The organism is Alcaligenes sp. 1735tsa3 (assembly GCF_024134565.1).
GTDB lineage: Bacteria > Pseudomonadota > Gammaproteobacteria > Burkholderiales > Burkholderiaceae_B > Alcaligenes > Alcaligenes phenolicus.
Window position 1 is genome coordinate 2354344 of record NZ_CP099862.1, and the last position, 24536, is coordinate 2378879.

General features: G+C 57.0%; 24 protein-coding genes. 8 read left to right on the forward strand and 16 right to left on the reverse strand.

Annotated features, from left to right (window positions below; translation table 11 throughout):
• Positions 1–31: 31 nt before the first annotated feature.
• From truA to NIZ92_RS10935, 7 genes are all read right to left on the reverse strand, one after another.
• Entirely contained in the window at positions 32–847 is an 816-nt protein-coding gene (truA, locus tag NIZ92_RS10905) for a tRNA pseudouridine(38-40) synthase TruA (RefSeq protein ID WP_137430292.1), read from the reverse strand.
• Positions 848–859: 12 nt separating this feature from the next.
• A complete protein-coding gene (locus NIZ92_RS10910) occupies positions 860–2266 on the reverse strand; it encodes a FimV family protein (RefSeq protein ID WP_254001911.1) in 1407 nt (468 codons plus the stop codon).
• Positions 2267–2268: 2 nt separating this feature from the next.
• Positions 2269–3393 (reverse strand): aspartate-semialdehyde dehydrogenase, encoded by a 1125-nt coding sequence (asd, locus tag NIZ92_RS10915; RefSeq protein WP_026483365.1) that lies wholly within the window; start codon positions 3391–3393, stop codon positions 2269–2271.
• A 45-nt stretch (positions 3394–3438) separates the two neighbouring features.
• A complete protein-coding gene (gene leuB / locus NIZ92_RS10920) occupies positions 3439–4515 on the reverse strand; it encodes a 3-isopropylmalate dehydrogenase (RefSeq protein WP_009462147.1) in 1077 nt (358 codons plus the stop codon).
• Positions 4516–4635: 120 nt separating this feature from the next.
• Positions 4636–5280 (reverse strand): 3-isopropylmalate dehydratase small subunit, encoded by a 645-nt coding sequence (gene leuD / locus NIZ92_RS10925; RefSeq protein ID WP_009462149.1) that lies wholly within the window; start codon positions 5278–5280, stop codon positions 4636–4638.
• Positions 5281–5293: 13 nt separating this feature from the next.
• Positions 5294–6697: a 3-isopropylmalate dehydratase large subunit gene (leuC, locus tag NIZ92_RS10930; protein WP_009462151.1), complete on the reverse strand. Its 1404-nt coding sequence runs from the start codon at positions 6695–6697 to the stop codon at positions 5294–5296.
• Between the two features lie 234 nt (positions 6698–6931).
• Positions 6932–8359 carry a PLP-dependent aminotransferase family protein gene (locus NIZ92_RS10935; RefSeq protein ID WP_254001912.1) on the reverse strand — a complete coding sequence of 476 codons (1428 nt, stop codon included), beginning with the start codon at positions 8357–8359 and terminating at the stop codon, positions 6932–6934.
• A gap of 178 nt (positions 8360–8537) precedes the next feature.
• Between NIZ92_RS10935 and NIZ92_RS10940 the strand changes: the two genes are divergently transcribed.
• On the forward strand, positions 8538–8969 hold the full coding sequence (locus NIZ92_RS10940; protein ID WP_115633773.1) for a carboxymuconolactone decarboxylase family protein: 432 nt from the start codon (positions 8538–8540) through the stop codon (positions 8967–8969).
• 76 nt (positions 8970–9045) lie between these two features.
• Here the strand turns inward: NIZ92_RS10940 and NIZ92_RS10945 are convergent, their stop codons facing one another.
• Positions 9046–9690 carry a glutathione S-transferase family protein gene (locus NIZ92_RS10945; protein ID WP_254001913.1) on the reverse strand — a complete coding sequence of 215 codons (645 nt, stop codon included), beginning with the start codon at positions 9688–9690 and terminating at the stop codon, positions 9046–9048.
• 103 nt (positions 9691–9793) lie between these two features.
• Here NIZ92_RS10945 and NIZ92_RS10950 point away from each other — a divergent pair, with 103 nt between their 5' ends.
• Positions 9794–10906, forward strand: a complete 1113-nt coding sequence (locus NIZ92_RS10950; protein WP_254001914.1) for a pyruvate dehydrogenase — start codon at positions 9794–9796, stop codon at positions 10904–10906.
• Positions 10907–10995: 89 nt separating this feature from the next.
• Entirely contained in the window at positions 10996–11643 is a 648-nt protein-coding gene (locus NIZ92_RS10955) for an SGNH/GDSL hydrolase family protein (RefSeq protein ID WP_254001915.1), read from the forward strand.
• 61 nt (positions 11644–11704) lie between these two features.
• On the opposite strand, the gene NIZ92_RS10960 is transcribed toward NIZ92_RS10955, so the two are convergent.
• Positions 11705–13240, reverse strand: a complete 1536-nt coding sequence (locus tag NIZ92_RS10960; RefSeq protein WP_254001916.1) for an MFS transporter — start codon at positions 13238–13240, stop codon at positions 11705–11707.
• Positions 13241–13413: 173 nt separating this feature from the next.
• Between NIZ92_RS10960 and NIZ92_RS10965 the strand changes: the two genes are divergently transcribed.
• Positions 13414–14313, forward strand: coding sequence for a LysR family transcriptional regulator (locus tag NIZ92_RS10965; RefSeq protein ID WP_254001917.1), 900 nt, complete (start codon positions 13414–13416; stop codon positions 14311–14313).
• Between the two features lie 165 nt (positions 14314–14478).
• Here the strand turns inward: NIZ92_RS10965 and NIZ92_RS10970 are convergent, their stop codons facing one another.
• The 4 genes from NIZ92_RS10970 to NIZ92_RS10985 form a co-directional block, all read right to left on the reverse strand.
• On the reverse strand, positions 14479–15306 hold the full coding sequence (locus tag NIZ92_RS10970; RefSeq protein WP_115633778.1) for a M48 family metallopeptidase: 828 nt from the start codon (positions 15304–15306) through the stop codon (positions 14479–14481).
• Between the two features lie 66 nt (positions 15307–15372).
• On the reverse strand, positions 15373–16434 hold the full coding sequence (aroC, locus tag NIZ92_RS10975) for a chorismate synthase (protein WP_035272817.1): 1062 nt from the start codon (positions 16432–16434) through the stop codon (positions 15373–15375).
• A gap of 93 nt (positions 16435–16527) precedes the next feature.
• Positions 16528–17994 (reverse strand): YdiU family protein, encoded by a 1467-nt coding sequence (locus NIZ92_RS10980; protein ID WP_254001918.1) that lies wholly within the window; start codon positions 17992–17994, stop codon positions 16528–16530.
• Positions 17995–18004: 10 nt separating this feature from the next.
• On the reverse strand, positions 18005–18415 hold the full coding sequence (locus tag NIZ92_RS10985; protein WP_009462169.1) for a DUF2069 domain-containing protein: 411 nt from the start codon (positions 18413–18415) through the stop codon (positions 18005–18007).
• Positions 18416–18495: 80 nt separating this feature from the next.
• Here NIZ92_RS10985 and NIZ92_RS10990 point away from each other — a divergent pair, with 80 nt between their 5' ends.
• Both NIZ92_RS10990 and NIZ92_RS10995 read left to right on the forward strand, forming a co-directional pair.
• Entirely contained in the window at positions 18496–19851 is a 1356-nt protein-coding gene (locus tag NIZ92_RS10990; protein WP_254001919.1) for a YihY family inner membrane protein, read from the forward strand.
• Complete coding sequence (locus NIZ92_RS10995) at positions 19835–20296, forward strand: CBS domain-containing protein (RefSeq protein WP_009462173.1); 462 nt, start codon at positions 19835–19837, stop codon at positions 20294–20296. Before NIZ92_RS10990 ends, NIZ92_RS10995 begins: the two co-directional genes overlap by 17 nt.
• Before the next feature lie 20 nt (positions 20297–20316).
• Here the strand turns inward: NIZ92_RS10995 and dusA are convergent, their stop codons facing one another.
• Positions 20317–21309 (reverse strand): tRNA dihydrouridine(20/20a) synthase DusA, encoded by a 993-nt coding sequence (gene dusA, locus NIZ92_RS11000; protein WP_254001920.1) that lies wholly within the window; start codon positions 21307–21309, stop codon positions 20317–20319.
• Between the two features lie 203 nt (positions 21310–21512).
• Between dusA and NIZ92_RS11005 the strand changes: the two genes are divergently transcribed.
• Both NIZ92_RS11005 and NIZ92_RS11010 read left to right on the forward strand, forming a co-directional pair.
• Positions 21513–22484, forward strand: coding sequence for a homoserine kinase (locus NIZ92_RS11005; RefSeq protein ID WP_250755792.1), 972 nt, complete (start codon positions 21513–21515; stop codon positions 22482–22484).
• 14 nt (positions 22485–22498) lie between these two features.
• Complete coding sequence (locus NIZ92_RS11010; protein ID WP_254001921.1) at positions 22499–23275, forward strand: BPSS1780 family membrane protein; 777 nt, start codon at positions 22499–22501, stop codon at positions 23273–23275.
• On the opposite strand, the gene NIZ92_RS11015 is transcribed toward NIZ92_RS11010, so the two are convergent.
• Positions 23272–23670, reverse strand: a complete 399-nt coding sequence (locus NIZ92_RS11015) for a hypothetical protein (RefSeq protein WP_254001922.1) — start codon at positions 23668–23670, stop codon at positions 23272–23274. The genes NIZ92_RS11010 and NIZ92_RS11015 overlap by 4 nt on opposite strands.
• 4 nt (positions 23671–23674) lie before the next feature.
• The gene (locus NIZ92_RS11020) at positions 23675–24535 is read right to left on the reverse strand and encodes a type II secretion system F family protein (protein ID WP_254001923.1); all 861 of its coding nucleotides are present in this window, start codon (positions 24533–24535) and stop codon (positions 23675–23677) included.
• Between the last annotated feature and the right edge of the window lies 1 nt (position 24536).

Sequence of the window (24536 nt, forward strand, 5' to 3'; positions counted from 1 at the left end):
CCTTTAGAAACGGACTAAATCATGATTTTTTTCAGGCCGTTTCACCAAAACGCAATCCACTTAACTCATAGAGCAAATCGTAGGGATTGCTGGCGGGAATATCGAACTGCTTGGGGTAATCCACCCCGGCCAGATACAGGCCACTGGCATCGAAAGTCGGGGCTGACAAGCGGCGATCGCGCTGTGCCAATAAATGCAGCACCCAATCAGGCGGCTGACGGCCTTGGCCGATATAAATCAGCATGCCCATCAGATTGCGGATCATGTGATGTAAAAAGGCATTGGCGCTGAAACGGAACAAAAAAAAGTCGCCTTGCTGTTCAATCCGGATCTGCGACATGGTGCGCACCGGACTGGCCGCCTGGCATTGCGAGGAACGAAACGCGCTGAAATCATGTTCGCCCACCAGGTGCTGGGCGGCCTCTTGCATCAGAGCCAGGTCCAAAGGACGAAACACCCAGGCCACTCGACCATGCAACAAGGGGGAACGCACCCGGTGCTGGCGCAGCAGATAAACGTAATGACGGCCTTGGGCCGAGAAGCGGGCATGAAAATCATCCGGCACTTCGCGTGCCCATTGCACGGATACAGAGTCCGGCAGCAAGGCATTCAAACCGCGTACCCACGACTCCAGGCTGCGCTCGGCAGCCGTGTCCAGATGAACGACTTGATTGAGGGCATGAACGCCAGTGTCGGTGCGACCGGCGCAGATCGTAGAAACAGGCTGGGCCGTAAAACGGCCCAGTGCCTGCTCCAGAACATCTTGAACGGTGTTGCCACCGGCCTGACTTTGCCAACCCAACCAGGATGTCCCTTCATAGCAGACACCCAGTGCGATACGTCTCATGGTGGCTTTACCTTACTGACGTACAGGAGGCTCGTCCGAAGGCGGCTGGTCCAGATCCAGATTGATTTTTTCCAGCTTTTCCCGAACCATCGCTTCGCTGACAGGCGCAGGGGAATCATCGCCATGGCGATTTTCAGTATTGGCACGACGCAAAACCCAGGTCACCAGGACCACAATCAACGCCAGTACCACGGCCATCACGGCCAACATATGTTCTTGAATCCAGGACACGGTCTTTTTTGCCTTGTTAACTGCACCGGCCATCTTGCCCTGTTCGGGCTCGGATGGCACGGAAATCGCTCCTGCCACGGCGGCAGAAGAAGCGGCGCCTGAGGCGCCAGAAGAAGTATTACCAGTAGCAGCATCGCTGCCAGAGTCACCCAGACCCAGCTCCTGCGCTGAATCCAGGATCAGATCTTTAGCGGCCTCGCCTTGGGACTGCAAGGCACGGCCCAGGGTGGAGACATTCTCTTCCAGCTGCGAGACACGATCGCCGGTCTCGCGCAGCTCCTGCTGCAATTGCTGTTTGGCGTCACGGGCCTCTGCCCCTGCCGACAATAGCAAACGATCCTGGCCTTGCGCCTGAGCACCTGGCTCGCCGGAGCCTGTTTGTGCTACACCTTGAGATGCATCCACCTGATCCTGTCCTGCTTGCGCAGCGGAGCGCAAGGCCTGAGCCTGATCAACATAGAAGCGGCGAGCTTGGGCATCGTCAATGGACAACATGGCCGCCGCATCAGGAATCTGTAGCGTTTGGCCCGCCTTCAGGCGATGCATATTCTGGTCGATGAAGGCATTCGGGTTCTGCTTTTGAACCGCCATCATCCACTGATAAGAGCTGACACCATCCACCGCATGGCGGCGCGCCAGGGCATGCAAGGTATCACCCGATTTCACGCGTACCGCGCTTTGGGTCTGCACACTGGATGCAGAGCTCGAAGCAGAAGCCTGCACGGATACCGGTGCCCGATACGCTGCCTGTGGCTGAGCCACTGCCTTCACGGCCACCGGGGCCGGAGCCAGGACGCTGACCTGATGCAGGAACTGCCCGCTATCACTTTGAATCTGCAAGAGCACATCGGCCACCGAGCCCGAGAACATCTGCTCGGAGGACAACCGAATGCGTCGTACTTGCCCCTGCCCATCCCGCTCGATCACGGCCTTCAAGGAGTCCAAGTCAACCGGAGGGGTCAAGCCCGCCTGTTGCCAGGCGGACAAGGGGGCGGGTGTCACCTTCAAGGACAAGCTTTCTTCAGGGCTGATCTGTCGAATGCCCACATCCAGCTTGAAAACCTGATTAGGAGCCGACACAAAACGACTATGACCGATTTCCAGGGCGGAAACCGGCGCAGCCGCCAGCATCCCGGCCAATAGCAGGGCCGAACCCAGCGTACGTACAGGATGCAGGCGGCCAGCCATGATTAGAGCTCGCCCAAAGCGATGCGCAACATGCGGCGCAACGGTTCAGCCGCACCCCACAGCAACTGGTCGCCAACCGTGAAGGCGCTCAGGTACTCGGGGCCCATGTTCAGCTTGCGCAGACGGCCCACAGGGATATCCAGCGTGCCGGTGACGGCAACTGGAGTCAGCGCTTCGACCGTGGCTTGACGCTCGTTAGGCACAACCTTGGCCCACTTGGAACCTTCAGCCAGGATGTCGGTGATCTCGTCCAGCGGAACATCGCGGGTCAGCTTGATGGTCAGTGCCTGGCTGTGGCAGCGCATGGCACCGATACGCACGCACAGACCGTCGATAGGAATGTGCTTGTCCTGTGCACCACGGCCCAGGATTTTGTTGGTTTCCACACCGCCTTTCCACTCTTCACGCGTCATGCCATTGCCCAGATCGGAGTCGATCCAGGGGATCAGGCTACCGCCCAGGGGTACGCCAAAGTTTTTCTGAGGCAGATTGGGGTCGCGTTGTGTCTGCAAGACACCGCGGTCAATATCCAGAATAGCCGATGCGGGATCGTCCAGCAGGCTGGAGACGGACTGGTTGATCAGACCGAACTGAGTCAGCAGTTCGCGCATATGCTGTGCGCCACCACCGGAAGCAGCCTGGTAAGTCATGCTGGTCATCCACTCAACCAGATTCTGGTTGAACAGACCGCCCAGACCCATCAGCATGCAGCTAACCGTACAGTTGCCACCGATGAACTGCTTGCCACCTTTGGCCAGTGCAGCATCGATAACAGGACGGTTGATCGGGTCCAGCACGATCACGGAGTTTTCATCCATGCGCAGCGTGCTGGCCGCGTCAATCCACAAACCATTCCAGCCAGCAGCACGCAGCTTGGGGTAGATCTGGCTTGTGTAATCTCCACCCTGGGCCGTCACAATAATTGGCAACTTTTTCAAGGCGTCAATATCGTGGGCGTCCTGCAATGGGCCAGCACCGTCAGCCCACGAAGGAGCTGCGCCGCCAGCATTGCTAGTCGAGAAAAACACCGGCTGAAAAAGGGAAAAATCGCCTTCGTCGCGCATGCGCTGCATGAGCACGGAGCCCACCATCCCACGCCAGCCGACCAAACCTACCGCTTGAGTCATGGTAATACCACCTGGATATATAAAAAAATAAAACGATAAAAGATACTATCGCAAAGCCTTGAGCACTGCATCCCCCATCGCACTGGTGCTCAGCAATTGGCAACCGTCTTCGTAGATGTCACCGGTGCGCAGACCTTGTTCGAGCACGCTGGCAACCGCCGCTTCGATACGCTTGGCCTGGTCTTCTGCATTGAGCGAGTAGCGCAGCAACATGGCAGCGGACAAAATGGTGGCCAAAGGATTGGCCTTGTCCTGACCGGCGATATCGGGTGCCGAGCCGTGGCTGGGTTCGTACAAACCTTGCTGGGATGCGTTCAGAGATGCCGAAGGCAACATGCCAATGGAGCCTGTCAACATGGCCGCTTCATCCGATAGGATATCGCCAAACAGGTTGCCTGTGACGATCACGTCGAATTCTTTTGGTGCGCGCACCAACTGCATGGCGGCGTTGTCCACATACATGTGGCTCAATTCCACGTCCGGATATTCGCGGGCCACATCAATCATGATGTCGCGCCAGAACTGGGATGTTTCCAGCACATTGGACTTGTCCACGCTGCACAAGCGCTTTTGACGTTTCTGTGCGGCCTGGAAACCCACGTGAGCGATACGGCGCACTTCGCTTTCAGCATAGTGCATGGTGTCAAAGCCCTGACGCTCACCCGCGAAGTTACCCTCTTCCACCGTACGAACGCCACGAGGCTGACCGAAGTAAATATCACCTGTCAATTCGCGCACGATCAGGATATCCAGACCGGACACAACTTCTGGTTTCAAGGTAGAAGCGTTAGCCAGTTGCGGGTACAGGATGGCGGGACGCAGGTTGGCGAACAGGCCCATGGCACGACGCAAACCCAAAATGGCTTGCTCGGGACGCAGGTGACGCTCCAGCGAGTCGTATTTCCAGTCACCCACGGCGCCGAACAGCACAGCGTCGGAGTTTTGAGCCAGGCTCAGCGTTTCAGGTGGCAGGGGGTGGCCGTGCAAATCGTAAGCGGCGCCGCCCACGGGAGCCACGGTCATTTCCAGATCCATGCCCAGAGCACCCAGTACGCGCTGCGCCTGTTCGGTAATCTCGGGACCGATGCCATCACCGGGCAATACTGCAATTTTATGAGTCATGATGAGTAGGACGTAAAAATTAGGGAATAAGTTTGAAGAACTCCGGCCTGATGGCCGGAGCATCTTGGCTGCCCCAGAAAGGCAGCAACAGCGAAGCTTCTACAAAACCTGCGCCCAGGCTCAAGGCTGGCCAACCAGCCAGGGGTGACGGGCCAGACGCTCGGCTTCGTACTGACGGATCATGTCCGCTTTCTGCAAGGTCAGGCCAATTTCATCCAGACCATTCAAGAGGCTGTGCTTGCGCGACGCATCGATAGTGAACGGCAATTCACGGCCTTCAGGCGTGATCACGCGCTGTTCGGCCAGATCAATACGCAGCTTGTAGCCGGGGAAAGCTTTGACTTCATCGAACAGGCGGGCAATATCCAGCTCGTTCAGGACGATGGGCAGCAAGCCGTTCTTGAAGCTGTTGTTGAAGAAAATATCGGCAAAAGACGGCGCGATAATGGCGCGAAAACCATATTGCATCAAGGCCCAGGGAGCGTGCTCACGGCTGGAGCCACAACCAAAGTTCTTGCGCGCCAGCAGTACGGAAGCGCCCTGGTAGCGGTCCTGGTTCAGCACAAAGTCCGGGTTCAGCGGGCGGCGGGAATTGTCCATGCCGGGCTCGCCGTGATCCAGATAACGCAACTCATCAAACAAGTTGGGGCCAAAGCCGGTGCGCTTGATGGATTTGAGGAACTGCTTGGGGATGATCAAGTCCGTATCCACGTTCTCCCGATCCAAGGGAGCGACCAGACCTTCATGAGTAGTAAATGCTTGCATGGTGTGGATTTCCTCAGTTGAACGAACGCACGTCGACAAAATGGCCGGCAATGGCGGCAGCCGCTGCCATGGCTGGGCTGACCAGGTGGGTACGACCACCCTGCCCCTGACGTCCTTCAAAGTTACGGTTGGAGGTCGAAGCGCAACGCTCGCCCGGTTCCAGCCGGTCAGCGTTCATGGCCAGACACATGGAGCAACCAGGCTCACGCCATTCAAAACCGGCGTTCAGGAAAATCTTGTCCAGACCTTCTTGCTCGGCCTGACGTTTCACCAGACCGGAGCCGGGAACAATCATGGCCTGCTTGACGTTGGAAGCGACTTTGCGACCCTTGGCCACGCTGGCAGCCGCACGCAAGTCCTCGATACGGGCATTGGTACAGGAGCCAATGAACACGCGGTCGATACGGATGTCGGTCAAGGGCATATTGGGCGTCAGGCCCATGTACTCCAATGCACGCTCCATGCCATTGCGGGTGACTTCGTCTTTTTCTTTCTCTGGATCGGGTACGCGGCTGTCAATAGGCAACACCATTTCAGGCGAGGTACCCCAAGTCAACTGAGGGGTGATCTGACTGGCATCGATGCGAATCACGCGATCAAACTCGGCACCTTCGTCAGTGTGCAAGGTGTTCCAGTAAGCCACAGCCTGATCCCACAACACGCCTTTGGGCGAGTAAGGACGGCCACGCAGATACTGAATGGTTTGCTCGTCCACAGCCACCATGCCTGAACGTGCACCGGCTTCAATCGCCATATTGCACACGGTCATGCGGCCTTCCATAGACAAGGCGCGAATTGCCGAGCCGCCGAACTCAATGGCGTAGCCGGTACCACCAGCAGTACCGATCTGACCGATCACGTACAGGATCAGGTCCTTGGCAGTACAGCCAAAAGGCAGCTTGCCGTCCACCTGGATCAGCATGCTTTTGCTTTTCTTCATCAGCAAGGTCTGAGTGGCCAGCGTGTGCTCGACCTCCGAGGTACCAATACCAAAGGCCAAAGCGCCCACGGCACCGTGCGTGCTGGTGTGGGAGTCACCACAAACCACGGTCATGCCAGGCAAGGTCGCGCCCTGCTCAGGGCCGACAATGTGCACAATGCCCTGACGCACGTCGTTCATGCGGAATTCGGTAATGCCGAATTCTTCGCAGTTGGCGTCCAGGGTATCGACCTGCAGGCGCGAGATCGGGTCTTCAATACCGTTCTGACGGGAGGTGGTGGGGACGTTGTGGTCCGCCACAGCCAGGTTGGCACTGATGCGCCAAGGCTTGCGGCCGGCCAGAGTCAAGCCTTCAAAGGCCTGGGGGCTGGTCACTTCATGCAGCAAGTGGCGATCAATGTAGATCAAACAGGTGCCATCCGTGTCCTGATGCACGACGTGTTCGTCGAACAACTTATCGTATAAGGTTTTTGCCATTGCGCTCTCGCGATTCAGTTGAAATTACAGTCCGCACAAAGCGGGCTGCACATTAATTTTTTCTTATTATGACAGGCGCAGTAACTGGGACAAGACCAGTTTCCATACTAGTATTGGGACTACCACCCTAAATAGAAACATGCCCCTGAAAAAGGTCTCCCGGAGCCTTGTCAAAGAAGGCTCCGGGAGACCAACGTCGTCAGCCTTGGCGACTGCTGCAGGCCGGACTCTTGTTCAAGAAGGTTCAGCAATGGCCAAGCTCAAACGTTCTACCCATTCATCGGCCATGCCCTGATCGCTGATATTGGCAAAGCCCATCAACAGCCCCTTATGCACAGCAGGCGATATTTGCCAATCGCTCAAGGCCTGAACGGCCAGGCCATGTTCCTGGGCAGCCTTGGCCAAAGGCCGGTCATCTTCTGCCCTCCTCAAATTGGCAAGCACATGAATCCCCCCTGCCTGGCTTTGCACCTGCAAGCGCTCCCCCAGTATCTGTTGCAGAGCCTGCACCAAATAAGCCCGACGTTGTGCATACAAAGCCCGCATCTTGCGCAAGTGCCGCGCAAAGTAGCCCTGCTCCATGAAGTCCGCCACGGCAGCCTGCGTCAGGATGGAACCCGGCCCGCCTGAATAGTGAGCCGCCTGCTGGAAACGCTCCACCTGGGACAAGGGTGCGACCAAGTACGCCAGCCGCAAACCGGGATTCAGAACCTTGCTGAAGGTGCCGGTATAGATCACCCTGTCGTCCCTATCCAGACTTTTCAGGGCAGGCAAAGGACGTCCGTGATAGCGAAACTCGCTGTCGTAATCGTCCTCCACAATCCAGGCCTGCTGCTGTCTGGCCCACTCCAGCAATTGCAAACGCCTGGGCAGGGACATGGCCATGCCCATAGGGCTTTGATGAGTGGGGGTCACGATGGCAAAGCGTGCCTGTGGGCAATGCTGCTGTCCGGCTATAAGGTTCAGGCCGTCTTCATCCAGCGGCACCGCATGCACGTGCATGCCGGCCTGCTTCAAGAACTGGCGGGCAAAAATATAGCCAGGATTTTCGTACCAGCCCGCGTCACCCGGATTTAGAACGCTACGACACACGAGCTCCAGCGCCCCCCAATACCCGGCCGTCACAAAGATCTGCTCCGGCAGACAAGCTATGCCGCGCGATACGCCCAAATAAGCCGCAATAGCCCGCCGCAACGGCGCATAGCCCACCGGATCGGGGTAACGCATTGCCACGCCCCCCAAAGAGCGCTGATTCTGGTTGGCCAGTCGTGCCCAGGTCTTGCGCGGAAAGGCATCCAAAGCCGGCAGGCCCAGCTGAAATGGCAAAGGGGGTGAGTCTTCTGCTGGTACATATGGCGAGGCACGCAGGGATGAGGCAGGGACACTGGCATATCTTTTCGCAGCCAAACTGGCCAACTGCGGTGACACCACCGTTCCTGCCGGCCCTCGTGCCAGAAAGTAGCCTTCACCCAGCAAGATTTGATAGGCCTGCTCCACCGTACCCTTGGCCACATTCAGCTCACTGGCCAGACTGCGTATGGATGGCACCCGGTCGCCGGGGCGCAATTGGCCTGCAGCAATCGCATCCCGAAAGCGCTCGTACAACTGCTGATAAACAGGAATGCCTGGTTCCCGGCTGGGTTTCCAGTGGCGTAGATCCATACCCATGTCCTAGTCAATTATTGTTTTCTTGTCACTGATGACCAGGACATTACTCATGGATAATCAACAAGTAAAGCGGATAGCCCGGCTTGATACTCAGACTGACGCAAACAGTGAATCCCGCCGCACAGAGCTACGGCCTGCTCCGCCCCCTGCCTTACTTTCGATTGGATACGCCATGAGTGCACTTCGCCTTCCCTACGACACCCTGTCTCCCAAAGCCTATCAAGGCCTGTTGCAAACGAAGCTGGCTTTGGACAAAAGCAGCCTGGGCAAAGAATTGATTGAGCTGGTTAATTTGCGCATTTCGCAAATCAACGGCTGCTCCTTTTGCCTGGAGATGCACGCTGCCTCCTTGCGCAGCTCGGGCGTGCTCAATGCCAAGATAGACAGTCTGGCAGGCTGGCGTGTCAGCGCGCACTTTGACGAACGCGAACGTGCGGCTCTGGAATGGGCAGAATCCGTGGTGGATGTTGCTCACACTCATGCACCCGACGAGCACTTCGAGCCCTTGAAAGCCCATTTCAACGATACGGAAATTTCGGATCTGAGTTTTGCGATTGCCTTGATGAGCGCATTCAATCGCTTGGCCATCAGCATGCGCAAGTGAACGCGAGGGATGATTCTGCAGCACAAGCAGTAGAAGTCCCACGCAACAAGCCAGGCGTCAGGCGGAATCAGACCATTCAGCGGCAAGACGGAGCGGTCGGTTTATTGGCCAGCAACCCCGCCTGCACCGCAGGCCTTGCAGCAATCACCTCCAGCCACCGTTGCACATGCGTATACGGGGTGATATCCAGGCTCAGCTCGCCCCAGGTTCTTAGCCAGGTAAATGCGGCAATATCGGCAATGCTGTAATTTTCCGAAGCGATAAAAGCGGATTCACTCAGTCTGCTGTCCACAACCTGGTAAAGCCGAAGCGACTGTGTTCGGTATCGCTGTATCGCTTCGGCATTTCCTGTTTTCGAGCCATGCAAAAACCACCACAGTTGCCCCAGCATCGGACCAATGCTGCCAATCTGAAAATGCAACCATTGCTGCACAGCGACGTTTTCAGCTTCCGTCGCGGGCAATAGGCATCCCGTCCTGGATGACAAATAAGAAAGAATCGCGCCAGACTCGAAAACAGTCAGGCCGCTTTTCCGATCAACGATGGCGGGAATCTTGCCGTTTGGATTGATCTTGAGGAAATCCGTTTGATGCTGATCTCCCCTATCAAGATCAAGGTCAAACTGCTCATAAACCAGTCCAGCTTCCTTGAGAAAAATGCTGACCTTCTGCCCATTGGGTGTGTCCGCCGTATAGAACACGAGATCGCTGGCTTGTGTCATGACTATCCTTGCTGGTGAATATAGTTGCAATTACAATAGTTGCAAATGCAATCGTAAATCATGACACCCAGTCATGCAAGAAACCCATCAGCAGAGGTAAACCATGAATTTGGAGCGTCTTCGTCCGCCCACCGCTACGCCGCAAACCCGGATGGCGGCGGCGGCGTGCCTTGAAAAACTGGCAACGCAAGACATGGAGCGAGCCTGTCTTACTGCCTCTCCTTACCGTGCGCTTCAAGTCATCGCCCAGGACTTGGCACAAGACGATAAAACCCATAGCAAAATGTGGATCGTGCGGGCTTCTCCAGGTCAGGCATCCGTGCCAGCCTCGGATAAGACTGACATGGACGCAGGCAATATCAGCGCATGGCCGCTCTGGTTTCGAGATGGGCCTGAACACGTCGAGATCCCATTGCTCTATCTGCTGCGTTCCGAATCCGTCGCCGGACTGCGCGCTGCGATATACGAAGCCGCCGAGCGCGGCATTGTGTGCAACGACGCTGAGATCACCACCTCGCGGTGGCCCAAAAGCGTACAGCCCGCCGTTCCGCTTTGGCTGGCCAACAGCTTGAACGGCATCCCCTACGACCCTGCTTCTGGGCAGGAAGCGCTCGCTATTTTGCGTTCCGCCCTGCAAGCCATGTACGTAGACGACGAGCCCGGTTTTTTCTATATGACACTGCACGATGACACTGGAAAGGTGCCAATCTCACGGCAAGCCGATGTACAGGAGGCGTACAAAGGCATGTACCAACTTCTTGCTGCGCCCGACTCGGCGATCCGTTTACTGGGAGCCGGTCAGGCATTGGGAAACGTGGTCGAGGCGGCCAGACTCCTGCGCGAGGTCTGGAATATCAGCAGCGAGGTCTGGAGTTGCCCCAGCTATACCCGTCTGACACGAGAAGCTCAGGAGGTGGAACGCTGGAACATGCTCCATCCGCTCTCCAAGAAAAAAACAGCGCATCTTCAGAACTGCCTTGGATCGACGCCATCGCCCGTGTTAGCCGTCACCGGATATGGGCAATACATTGCCGAGCAGATCGGCGGCTTTGTTTCTGCCCGCTTTGTCGCCCTGGGGGCCGACTCTCTCCCAGAAGCAAGTAGATTTCCCAGCGCGCCATGGATTGTGGCCGCCGCGCTCAAGGCGCTTGGTGATGAAGGCCTCTTGCCCATGCGACAGGCAACAGAGGCATTGAAGCGATATGCACTGGTCTGACACCTGGCAAAGCAATCAAGCGGCCTGGTCATCAATAAACTCGATCCTGCTACGGTATAAAGTATCTAGAAAAACGCTATGGAGCAGTCATGAAACACATTCTTGTCTACTCTGATTCCTTGTCATGGGGAATTATTCCTGCAAGCAGAAAGCGCCTGCTTTTCGAGCAACGCTGGCCAGGTGTCATGGAGATTGCGCTGTGCGCTGCAGACCAGAAAGTCCGGGTTATTGAAGACTGCTTGAATGGACGACGAACCGTATGGGACGACCCTTTCAAGCCTGGACGCAATGGATTAACAGGCTTGGCACAGCGGATTGAAATCCACTCCCCTCTTGATCTGGTCATCCTGATGCTGGGGACGAATGACTTTCAGTCCATGCACGAACACAATGCATGGCATTCATCACAAGGCATCCTGGCGCTGGTATCCGCCATCCGCTGCGCCGCGATTGAGCCGGGCATGCCCATACCCCCGATACTGGTCGTGGCGCCACCTGCCATTCAAACCCCGAAAGGACCTATCGCACCGAAGTTCCAGGGCGGCGAACACAAATGTGTCGGGTTGGCGCTCGCCTATCGTCAGGTGTGCGAGGAAGTGAACTGCCATTTCTTTGATGCCGGCAGTGTCATTAGCTCCAGCAAGGTCGATGGCGTTCACCTTGATCTTGAACAGCATTTGGTTCTTGGGAAAGCGGTGGCCGAAATCTCGACACCGCTGATTGCCAGCTTGGTGTAAAGAAGGTTGACGTGGGGCGATGCAAGCCGAAAGAGCGCTAAGGAAATGAAGACGATCCAGATCAGTCATGCCGCCTTACCCTGCCCAAGAGCACCAGCACCAGAATCGCCGTCACTGCCGCAGCACCAGCCAGAACAAACAGCTGGAAGCGGAAAGCACTTTCGTACACTTGCAATAGCGGTGAAGGCCCCACTGTCGGCAAAAGCACCCTAGCGTTCTGTAAATCGCTCATAGCTAATCGATTCGCGGCTCCCAGCAAGTCTGCCCCCCTTATCTGGCCCAACGTGCCATCCGCTACTAATGTCGCCAAGCCCGAAAGAATGCGAGCAGACAAGATGGCCCCCACAACGGCAATGGCTATCCCGTCGCCAGCCAGACGTACCGCATTGAAGATGCCCGTCGCCATTCCCGCTCGCTCCTTGGGAACAACGCTCACGGCCAAGCCATCCATCAATCCCCAAGGAAAGCCGATTCCGATGCCAATCACCAGCATCGCCAGCAAACGCTCGCTGGGCGCATCGTCGGACAGCACCAATCCGAGCCAGGCCAGTCCGACAGCCGCAATGGCCAGACCAATGCCAGACAGCACGCCGACATTGACCCAGCGCGCAAGAATACCGGCAATAAAGGGCACAACTAATAGCGGTGCAGATAGCGCAATCATCATCTGCCCCGCTGCCAGCGCGCTATATCCTTCCACTCCAATGAATCGGGCTGGAAGCATGACCAACAGCACGATATAGGCATAGGCTGGCGCCAGCGCCAACACTTGCACACCCAGAAACCGTGCATTAGCGAACAAAGACAGGTCCAGCATGGGTTTGGCATGACGTCTTTCGATGATGACGAAGATGACCAGCAGCACCACGGCACTTGCCAGGCAAGCAAGTACCGAGGCATGGCCCCAGCCTCGCTCGGGGGCAAGGGTAATGCCGTAAGTAAGCACCGCCAATCCTGCAGTAAAGCTGATGGCCCCGAGCCAATCCAGCCCCACAGCATCGGGGTCGCGTGTCTCGCGGGCAAAGGGGGTAATGAGCGCTGAAGCCAGCAAAGCAAGTAGCGCGGGTAGATAAAACACCCACTGCCACCCCAGTGTGTCGATCAGTAGTCCGGCAAGGAATGGACCGAATGCCGCCCCGGCACCAAAAGTCGTGCCGATCAGACTGAACACACGGGTACGTGCATGCCCGTCAAACTCTTGCGTTAGCGCCGCCATCGCCCCCGCAAAGGCACCTGCCGCGCCCAGCCCCTGAATGAGCCGCAGAAGATCAATCCAGAACACGGAGGGCATGGAGGGGATGAGAGCCGTAATCAAGGCAAACAACAACATGCCCGACAGCCAGATCCGCTTGCGCCCGTAGGTGTCGGCCAGGCTGCCCGCCGCCAGTGTGGCACTGCCATAACTGAGGATGTAGGCGTTGATAATCCAGGTCAGCTCGACCGCGCTGCCACCAAGAGTTTGGTTGATAGAAGGCACGACAACAGCCGGACCAGCGATGCTCAAGGGAATGACGGCGGCCGTCAGACACCCGGTCACGATCAAGGGGGATTTACGAATGGGCGCGTCGGACATGGACGCGGTGGTGGTGGTGTTCATCGGGTATCCCTTAAAAATCGCGAGGCCATACGTGACACTCTCGCGACTGTGCTTGATAGCCATGTCGTGACGGCCTTTTTTGAATAATTGATGATACGTAGGAATTATTTGTGGAAAAATAGCTCACAACTCACGATAGACATGACAGAAAGGTCATCAATGGGAAGGGGAAAATGGATAGTCACGGGGGCATGACAATATTTGTGCAAGTGGCCGATCTGCGCAGTTTCGCCGCAGCGGGGCGGCAATTAGGCATTTCCGCATCGGCCGTCAGTAAGGGGATCGCGCGGCTGGAGCAGAAACTGGGGGTGCGTCTATTCCAGCGCAGTACCCGTAGTGTCAGCCTCACCGTAGAAGGCACGCTGTTTCTCGACCGCTGCCGGCGCATCCTCTCCGAAATCGCCGCAGCCGAAAATGAGCTAGCCAGCACGACTGCCGCTCCCCAAGGCCGACTTCGGGTAAGCCTGCCGCTGGTCAGTGGATTGATGTGGCCCGTGTTATCGGCCTTTGCCAGCCACTACCCCCACATCGAGCTCGACCTGGATTTCAGCGACCGCCTGGTGGATGTTGTGGATGAAGGTTTCGATGCGGTCGTGCGCACCGGGGAGTTGAGCGACTCCCGGCTGATGAGCAAGCGCCTGGGCACAAGCCGCTTCGTGTGCGTGGGTGCACCCGGCTATTTCGAGCGGCACAACATGCCTGAACGGCCCGAGGATCTCGGCCAGCATGCTTGCCTGTTGCACCGCATCCCCAACACCGGCTTGCTGGAGAAATGGCGCTTGCGCCGGGGCGAGGAGAACGCTGATAGGCACCCTGCAGCAGGCATGACGAGCAATCACCTCGAAACCCTGCGGCATATGGCCATTCAGGGCCACGGGATCGCGTATCTGCCTGACTTCGCCGTCAAGCAAGCCCTTGAACGCGGCGAACTGCTCACAGTACTGGACGAATGGACGGGCTCCTCCAGTACTTTCTGGATATTGTGGCCGTCCAATCGGCAACTACTGCCCAGGGTACGGGTATTCGTCGACTTCATGGCGGCGCACCTGTTCCCTTCCGGAGAGCCCAAGTAACTGAAAGGGCCGGTTGCCGGTACTCTGGTGATTCACAAGCGCCTAAACCAGGTCGTCCCAGTTTCGGCCAGCGTAGTTCGGTATTGCCACCGTGATGAAACGAAGAACGCCCTCCACATTGAGGGCGTTCTTCGTTTCAAATTTAGTACCTCTAACGCCGGCCTTTCAAGGCTTGGCCGCCTGCTGATACAAAGGCATGACGCGTTCCGAGATCGCCTGCAAATCCGCAATACGGGTTGAGGACGCCGGGTGAGTAGACAGGAACTCCGGCTGACTTCTGCCCTGCTCCAGGGCCCCCATCTTCTGCCACAAGGTGACCGCAGCACGCGGGTCGTAGCCTGCACGCGCAGCCAGCTCAACACCAATCAGATCGGCCTCGGACTCATGGGTACGGCTATTGGGCAACTCAAACATCACTTCGCTGAGCGTACCGCCCAAATCGTTCACAGCCTGTACCCCAGTCAGAGCGGATAGCACCGTCAAACCGAAAGACGTCGCCATTTTCTGGGAAACCTGCTCACGCGAATGCTCTCGCAAGGCGTGGGCAATCTCATGCCCAATGACAGCAGCCAGTTCCGCATCAGTTGGCTGAATCCGTTTGATCAAGCCGCTGTAAACCGCCATCTTGCCGCCCGGCATGCACCAGGCATTAACTTCGTCCTCATTGATGAGGTGGACTTCCCAATTCCAGGAGCGGGCGTCCGCACGGAAAACACCGACTTGATCGATCAGGCGTTGGGCAATGGACTTGACCCGACGAGTCTGGGCCGCATCGGTATCCAGCGCCTTTTGCTGCCGAGCCTGGGACAAGACCTGAGCATAATTCTGGGCCGCCGCCTGATTGAGCTCGGCCTCGGACACCAGATTGGAGATGAATTGTTTGCGCTCGACACCTACCGTCCCGCTTTCCGTCGTCTGCACCGTGGCACAGCCCGTCACGGCCAGTATCAAACCCGCCGCCAAAAGGCGTTTTCCTTTCGCAATACCTTTCATGCTCAGCTCCAAAAAACAAACCTGACAAGAAAATGAAGTGCTAGGGTCCTGCGCAAACCCTCAGTTTCAGACGCCGCACTGCGAACGATGACGCAGACAATGATCCATCAACACAATGGCCAGCAAGGCTTCGGCAATCGGCGTGGCACGAATACCCACACAAGGATCGTGACGGCCCAGTGTCTGCACTTCAACCGCTTCACCGGCTCGATTCACGGAAGGACGCATGGTACGGATGCTGGCAGTAGGCTTGATCGCCAGGGAAACCGTCACGGCCTGCCCGGAGGAAATACCACCCAATACGCCACCGGCCTGGTTGGTCTTGAAACCATCGGGGTACAGCGCATCACCGTGCTCCGAGCCTTTTTGCGTAATGCAATCAAAGCCAGCGCCAATGGACACGCCTTTTACCGCGTTCAATCCCATCATGGCATGGGCGATATCAGCATCCAGACGGTCATATATCGGTTCACCCCAACCAGCAGGCACGCCTTCGGCCACGACTTCAATGCGTGCGCCAATCGATTCGCCTTCTTTACGCAGCTCGTCCATATAGGCTTCCAGCTGCGGCACCACGTCCAGGTCTGGCGCGTAAAAGGGATTCTGCTCGACCACATCCCAGCTTTTGAAAGGAATAGAGATAGGACCCAGTTGGCTCATATAGCCGCGAATCTTCACGCCGAAGTGCTCGGCCAGCCATTTCTTGGCAATTGCACCGGCCGCCACGGTAGGCGCAGTCAGGCGAGCTGAAGAGCGACCACCACCACGCGGGTCGCGGTTCTCGAACTTCTTCCAGTAGGTGTAATCCGCATGACCGGGACGGAAGGTATCCAGCAGATTACCGTAATCCTTGCTGCGCGCATCGGAGTTGCGAATCAGCAGGCTAATGGGGGTGCCAGTTGTACGACCTTCGTAAATACCGGACAAAATTTCCACCTGATCCGGCTCGCGGCGCTGAGTCACGTGGCGCGAGGTGCCAGGACGGCGGCGATCCAGTTCAAACTGAATATCCTGTTCAGACAGCTCCAGGCCCGGAGGGCAGCCGTCGATCACTGCGCCGATCGCTGGACCATGAGATTCGCCGTAATTCGTGACGCGGAAGCTTTTACCTAGAGTATTGCCGGACATAGAGAAAGTGAACGCAAAGAAATGAGGAAAAATGAAAGACAGGCACGATTATGGCATTGTTCCCGAATCCGGACATGCACCGCGCCCGGTCTTTCAGGAAGAGCAACTGACGGCCAGCTCCGCACTGCCTTCTGGCGGCGGCATGGCATAGGCCTCAAAACCGGCCCGCTCGGTGTATGGGTCGCGCAGCAGCTTCAGCAAGGTGTCAATTTCGCTGGCGTCATCCTTGGCAGCAGCCTGGATGGCCTGCTCAGCCAAATGGTTACGCAGCACATACAAAGGATTGACACGATTCATGGACTCGCGCTGCTCTGGCGTGTCGGAACCGTCCAGCGTCAGGCGCTGGCTATAGGCCTGCCACCAGGCCTGGGCCTGATCTTCGGAACCCTCAAACAGGCTCAAGAAAGCCTCGGGCGCCCTGCTGGCCTGGGCCAGAGCACGGAAGGACAGGGTGAAATCCGCCCCGCTGTTGTGCAGCAAGCGCCACCAGTCATCGACCAGTTGCGCATCATCCGCCTGCCAGGTGCGCAGGCCGAACTTGGCCTGCAAATTGGCGTGATAGCGCTTCAGAAAACTGGCTTCAAAGGTTTGTAAACGCTCTTTCACCGCATCCACATCTGGATCCAGCACCATCAAGGCACTGGCCAGGCGATACAAGTTCCAATGCACAATCGCTGGCTGCGCATTCCAAGCATAACGGCCTTGATTATCGCTGTGATTGCAGACGTGATTCACGCGGAATCGGTCCATGAAGCCGTACGGACCGTAGTCAATGGTCAGGCCCAGAATGGACATATTGTCAGTATTCATGACGCCGTGGCAAAAGCCGACAGTCTGCCAGTCGGCCACCATTTCTGCGCTGCGATGCGTCACTTCCTGCAAGAAGCGGCAGACGCGCTCCTGCTCCGAGTCGCCTTCGAGCAGCAGTTCCGGATAGAACTCGCGCAGCACATAGTCCAACAATTCACGCACACGGCTTGCGTCGTTGGCCCAATGTTCAAACGAGCCAAAACGCACAAAACTGGGGGCAACACGTGTCACAATCGCGCCCGTTTCCACGGTTTCCCGGTACACAGGCGTATCCGAAGTGACCAGGGCCAGGGCCCGGCTGGTCGCAATGCCCAAACCGGCCATGGCCTCACTGGCCAGATATTCGCGCACACTGGAACGCAGCACAGCACGGCCATCGCCCATACGGGAATACGGGGTTTTGCCAGCGCCCTTCAACTGCAATTCCTGCGGGCCCGTGGGGGTATCGATTTGCCCCAGCAAATGCGCACGGCCATCGCCCAACTGTCCTGCCCAGACACCAAACTGGTGACCGCTATAGACAGCCGAGACCGTCAGGCCACCCGGCAAGGGGGCTTGGCCGCTGACTACATCCAGAAATTCCTGCTCCCCCAGACGGGAGACATCCAGGCCCAGTTGCGCCGCCAATTCCTTATTGACGTGCAGCAGGCGGGAATTGGCCAGGGGTTGCGGCGGAACCGCCGTATGGAAAGCCGAGGGCAAATCCGCAAAATGGTGACTGATGGCCAGGCCATCGAACAAGCTGGACATACAGACCCCCTTAGGCCGATTTGGCGGCTTTGGCAGCCTCGGCTTTTTCGGCCTTGCTGCGCTGCTTGGCTGCTTTCTTGGCAGGCCAGAGATAAAAAATGGCGCAGAAATAATAAATCAGGGACAGAACAATCTCTGCAATCGCCCAGGGCATGACTTCAGCCACCGGGTCCGACCAGGCACGCATGACCCCTTCTGCGAAGTACAGCAGAATCATCATGGACGTCCATTGCAGGGTATATAAATTGCCCTTGAGCACGCTGCGCAGCGGCAGCACCAAAGGAATCACTTTCAGCACCAGCCAGGAGCCGCCGGGTTTCAGGGGCGCAAAATGAAGCTCCCAAGCCAGGCACAAAGCAATCAAGGCGACCAAAGCCAGGGCCGCCACTCGATGAAGTATGGGGTTTAAAGGTTCATGCATGCTGTTATTATCACCTGAACCCTGTCGAAAAGCAGCGTCCGCCGCATCAAACCGCTATGAAAAACGACGAGAACTTCCCTATGCCCTCTGAGCAAGCTGAACAAACAGACTTGAACCCAGATAACACCGATCCTGTATCCCGGCAGGAGCCCTCGCCCGCCCCCACTGCCAAACATCACTTTTTAAGTGTGGCGCGCTTTGCCATCAAGCGGGTGGCCGAAAAAGATCTGATGAAGGTAGCCTCCAGCCTGACCTATACCACGATCCTGGCCATTGTCCCCATGCTGACGGTGGTACTGGCGCTGTTCACGGCCTTTCCACTGTTTCAGGAATTTGAAAGTGCCCTGGAAGGGTTTTTGACCCGTAACCTGATGCCCGAAGTGGTGTCAGAAAACATCATGTTGTATCTGAACCAGTTTGCCTCCAAGGCGTCAGGCCTGACGGCGGTAGGCAGCTTGTTCCTGATTGTCACGTCCATCATGCTGATCATGACCATTGACGAGACCTTCAACAATATTTTCCAGGTACACGTGCAACGCCCACTGGGACAACGCCTGCTGGTGTACTGGGCCATTATTTCGCTGGGCCCGATTCTGACCGGCGCCAGCCTGTGGGCCACGACCATTCTGGCCAGGGAGTCCTTGGGTTATATCGGCGACTTGTCCGGCATAGTGACCTTTGCCCTGTCTTACGTCCCCTTCCTGTTTACGGCCCTGGGGCTGACGGCACTGTTCATGTACGTGCCCAACCGCCGCGTATGGTGGCGCGACGCCCTGATTGGCGGGGTGGTTACCGCTGCCTTGCTGGAGCTGATGAAGGCCGGTTTCGCCTTTTACCTGACCCGCTTTCCCACCTACACGATTATCTACGGCGCCTTTGCCATCCTGCCGATCTTCCTGCTGTGGATCTACATTTCCTGGCTGATCGTCCTGCTGGGCGCTTCCATGGTGGCCATTTTGCCCGATTGGCGTGGCCGCAACTGGGTCAAGACCAATGTGCCCGGCATCGCCTTTACCGATGCCGTGAACCTGCTCTACCAGCTGTGGCTGAACCGTCAGAGCCAGCAGGGACTTAGCGTACGTGAACTCAGCCACAAGCTGGAACGCGACCCGGACGAGCTCTACAGCATTTTATGCAAGCTCAAGTCCATGGGACTGATTGCTGACACCCAGCAAGACAATGACGAACAGTGGGTACTGAGTTGCGATCTGCGTCAGGTCAGCCTGAAACAACTTACCAAGGCATTTCTGCTGGACCGCGCCCATACCCACGAGGGTCCGCTAGAATATGTATTCAATTATCTTTCTCAGTTTTTCGATCAGCGACTATCCAATCTGGAAGAACTGTTTGAGTCGCCGCAAGGCATTCTGACAGGACAACCAGCCATACTAAACGCCGATCCCGGTCAGGAGACCCAGTATGCTAAAAGTCAGTGAAATCCTGCGTGTCAAGGGAGACACGCTTTATACAGGCACCCCCGAAATGACCGTTGAAAAAGCGGTACAGAGCATGAGCGAGCTGGATATTGGTTCGCTGGTGATCATGGAGCATGGTCAGTTGGTGGGTATGTTGACCTTTCGCGAGATCATTCGCCACTGGCACGCTCAGGGCGACAAGGCCCAGGGCTTTACGGTGCGCAGCATCATGGATGACGCCCCTGTCAGCGTCACCCCCAACACCAGCGCCGACGAGGTACAGCGCCTGATGCTGAACAACCACGCACGCTATATGCCCGTGATGGACGGTCCCGTGCTGATGGGAGTTATTTCCTTCTTTGATATGGCCCGCGCCATTGTTCACGCCCAGCAGTTCGAGAACAATATGCTCAAAGCCTACATCCGCGACTGGCCTACCGATTCCGAGCAAGCCAGCGCATCCTGATCCCCTGGATCTGGCCGCCTTTACTGACGGCGTTGCAATTCTTCCCAGGCCTGCGCAAGCAGGCCTGGATCGTTCTTGGCCAAGCAATGGTGATCTGACAAGGTACGACGCCACTGACGTGCGCCCTTCTTGCCGTGCGGCCAGCCCAACATGCTCTTGATCACAATGCGTAACGGCACACCCGCCTGAACATGGTGCCGGGCATAAGCAATCATCTGCTCCACCACAGCGTCCTCGTCCATCAAGGGATGCTCGGGCCAGAGGCGACGATGAATCTCGCTTAATACCGCTGGCGTATGCCAGGCTGCCCGGCCCAACATCACACCATCGAACTGTTCTTCCAGCGCTAGCGCCTGATCCGGCTCCTGAATGCCGCCATTCAAGATGAACAGTGCTTCAGGAAAGTCCTTTTTCAACTGCATGGCCATGTCATAGCGCAAAGGCGGAATCTCCCGATTGTCCTTGGGCGACAAGCCTTTCAAGACCGCATTGCGGGCATGAACCGTAAAGACTCGACACCCGGACTCGAACAAAATCCCCACAAAGTCCCGCACAAAGTCGTAGGACTCGTTGTAATCCAGCCCCAGCCTGTGCTTGACCGTCACGGGCACAGAGACCGCGTCCTGCATGGCTTTGACGCAGTCTGCCACCAATTGCGGCTCGTTCATCAAACAGGCACCGAAAGCGCCTTTTTGAACCCGCTCCGAGGGGCAGCCACAGTTCAGATTAATTTCGTCGTAGCCCCACTTTTCCCCTGCCAGAGCGCTTGTCACCAAGGCGTCCCGGTCGCTGCCACCCAGTTGCAAGGCCACCGGATGCTCTGCCTGATCAAAATCCAGATGACGTGCCTGATCGCCGTGCGTCAGTGCACCCGTGGTGATCATTTCTGTAAACAGCAAAGCGCGCGGCGCCAGCAGACGATGAAAAAAGCGGCTGTGGCGGTCAGTCACGTCAATCATGGGCGCCACACTCAAACGCCACATCTGGCTGTCCGGCATCACAAAATTAGTCATAAACAGGGAGCAAATAGCCTGATCGCAGGCTTGGTGAAAAAGGGTAAACACCCATTTTAATGGTTTCAGCCGACCACAGGATGAAGATAAAGCGCGGTAAATCGCCGCAAGGCTCCAAAAAGCGGGCGCACTGGTCTAAAATCGGCCGTTTGACATACTTGCGCGCCTGATAGTGCGCCAACAACCGGACCCTCACTGAAAGCATGGCTGTTTTTACTTCTGTCAGCGAACTTGACGCCCGCGAACTGCTGGAACAATACACAATTGGCGAATTTGTTTCCTTACGTGGTATTACCGCCGGCATTGAAAACACCAATTACTTTCTGAGCACCACCCAGGGCGAGTACGTTCTGACCTTGTTTGAAGTCCTGACGCTGGAACAACTGCCTTTCTATATCGAGCTGATGCACCACCTGGCCGCCAAAGGTGTCCCAGTGCCCGAGCCCATGACTCGCCGCGATGGCAAACGCATCTGTGTCATGCACGGCAAGCCTTGCTCGATTGTGACGCGCCTGCGTGGTGGTTACGAGCCCGAGCCCACGGTTGAACATTGCCGCCAGATCGCCCGTACACAAGCTCAGGCCCACCTGGCTGCGCAGGACTTCCCTCTGGAACAACCCAATCTGCGCGGCCTGAGCTGGTGGCAAGCCACCGTGCCCCAGGTTCTGCCCTTTCTGGACGAGAGCCAGTCCGAGCTTATCCAGACCGTCTTGCAAGAGCAAAGCCGTTTTGCCGACAGCGACACCTATCGCTCCTTGCCACAAGGCCCGGCTCACTGCGACCTGTTCCGCGATAACGTGCTGTTTGCCGGCACCTCGGAAGCGCCCCAGATGGGCGGCATTATCGACTTTTACTTTGCCGGTTGCGACACCTGGCTGTTTGATGTGGCCGTTGCCGTAAACGACTGGTGTATCGACCGCCTGAGCGGTGCCCTGAATCTGGAAAAAGCCCAGGCCTGGCTGGAGTCCTACGCCCAAGTGCGGCCCTTTACCGAAGCCGAGCACAGCGCCTGGCCTATACTGATTCAGGCCGCCGCGCTGCGCTTCTGGATCTCGCGCCTGTACGACTTTTATCTGCCCCGCCCCGCTCAAACCCTCAAGCCGCATGACCCGCGGCACTTTGAGCGTGTGCTGCGCCAGCGTCGCGACCATGCTGTACCGGCGCTCCCTCGATAAACACGGATACTGATATGCAAGCTGCCAAGCTCCCCTTTCTTTACGGGTGGTACTGGATTCAGGAAGGATTGCGCTTGTTCAAGCTGCAACCAGCTGCTCTGTTCTTCTGGAGCTTGATCACCTCCATCCTGATCAATCTGAGCAATATTTTCCCTATCGTCGGCCAGATGGTACTGATCGGACTGGTCCCGACCATGACCTTTATCATTCAGAATGCCTGTCGCCGCATTCATGAAGGCGAGGTCATTCGCCTGGGCATGTGGACCGAGCCCTTGAAGCCCGCCCCGGTACGCAACCGCCTGATCAAACTGGGCATCATTTACTTGTTGGCCTGCCTGGTCGTCGGCTTTGTGGCGACTTTCCCTTTTGTGAATGAGCTGTCCCAGTTGATGGACAACAGCAATGCCACTCCACAGGAAGTCATGGCGGCCTTTCGCAAGCCCATCATTTTGTTCTTTGTGCTGTATCTGGGCCTGTCCGCCCTGTTCTGGCACGCTCCCGCCCTGGTAGGCTGGCATGCCATCCCGGTCAAGCAAGCCCTGTTCTTTTCCATGGTGGCTTGCTGGCGCAACAAGGCCGCCTTCCTGCTGTACGGCCTATGCTGGGCGGCTGCCTTCTTCGCCATCCAGACTCTGGGCGAATTGCTGCTGGGAGCGGGTTTAAGTCCAGGCACGGCCACCATGGTGCTGACACCTATCAATCTGGCGATGGCTGCCATCCTGTACGCCAGCTTCTACCCGGCTTACCGCAGCGTGTTTGGTGATCCGATGCGCGACGCCGCACAAGGCTAAGCCTGGTCCAGCCATACCCCGCCCCCTGTTTGACGTATTTCCTGCAGGGCGGCGGCCCAGGGCGAAAACTGCTCCGGCCCCGACAGAGAAGTGACCGGCGCCTCCAGTACCGATCTGGCTTTTCTGTGCCAACGTATCGCTCCCGCAGGTACAGCCGGACAAAACCTCAAGGGCTGATCATCCTCATCCAGAAAGCAGATATCCAGAGCCTGCCGCATTCCCCATAGGTGCACCGCCCTACAAGGCCGCAGCCACACCGCAACTGCGAAACTCTTGTTCTGTGGCAATGCCTTCCAGCCACGCCAACGGGCCCAGAAAGTATCGGCGTCGAACAGATACAAGGGCTGCTGTGGCACCTGTTGCAGCGGCTGTTTGATCAGTACTGAGATAGACATCGCCCTAGCCTCCCCCTGCCAGCCAAGGGCCTAGCAGGCTCATCGCAATCACCAGAAACGTGCAGGGGAAAATGCACACGACCAAAGGGGCCAGCAAATAAACAGGCAGCTTGAGGGCTCTTTGCTCGGCTTCCAAGTGCAAATGACTACGCAATTTTTCTGCTTGAGCGCGTAGCAACAAAGCCAAGGACAAACCCGTGTCCTGTGCCAGTTCCAAAGACAAAGCCAATTCTTCCAGCTCTGCCTGCCTGAAACTCAAAGCGACATTGCGCATGGCTTGCGGCAAACGTCGTCCCGCCCGAACCTCGCCCTGTACCTTGTTCAAGCTGATCAGCAGACAGCCTTGCGGTAGGGCCTGCGTTGCACGCGCCCAGGCTTGCTGCAAGCCCAGTCCGGACTCGACAGCCAGCACCAGCAGATCCAGAAAAAATGGCAAGTCCCGGCGGCAACGGAAATGATGCTGACGCTGCAGTTTTCTTCCTCGTGAGATAGCTTGCAGTACGCTCAGGAAGAAGCCAGTCACAGCCAGCCCTGCAAGCTCCATCAATGAGGTTCCCTGAGTTAACAAGAAAGCACTGACAAGACTCGTGAGCAATCCAGTCAAGGCCACACGTTTGCTTAAAAACCCCCGTACTTCCTTGGCATACGAACCCCACAATCGCTCGGGCCACTCATGCATAAAAGGCAAGGACAGGCAGAGATTCAGAGCTCTGGAAAACGGGGCTTCCCAAGCCTGCCAGGCCGCCTGCCCCAAACTGCTACCTCCTTGCAGCAAAAGCAGATAACGACCGCGCCAAGCCCACAGGAATGCCATCAGGAACAAGGCTGCACTCAAGGCAGAGAGCATCCAGATCAGTGTGAGCATG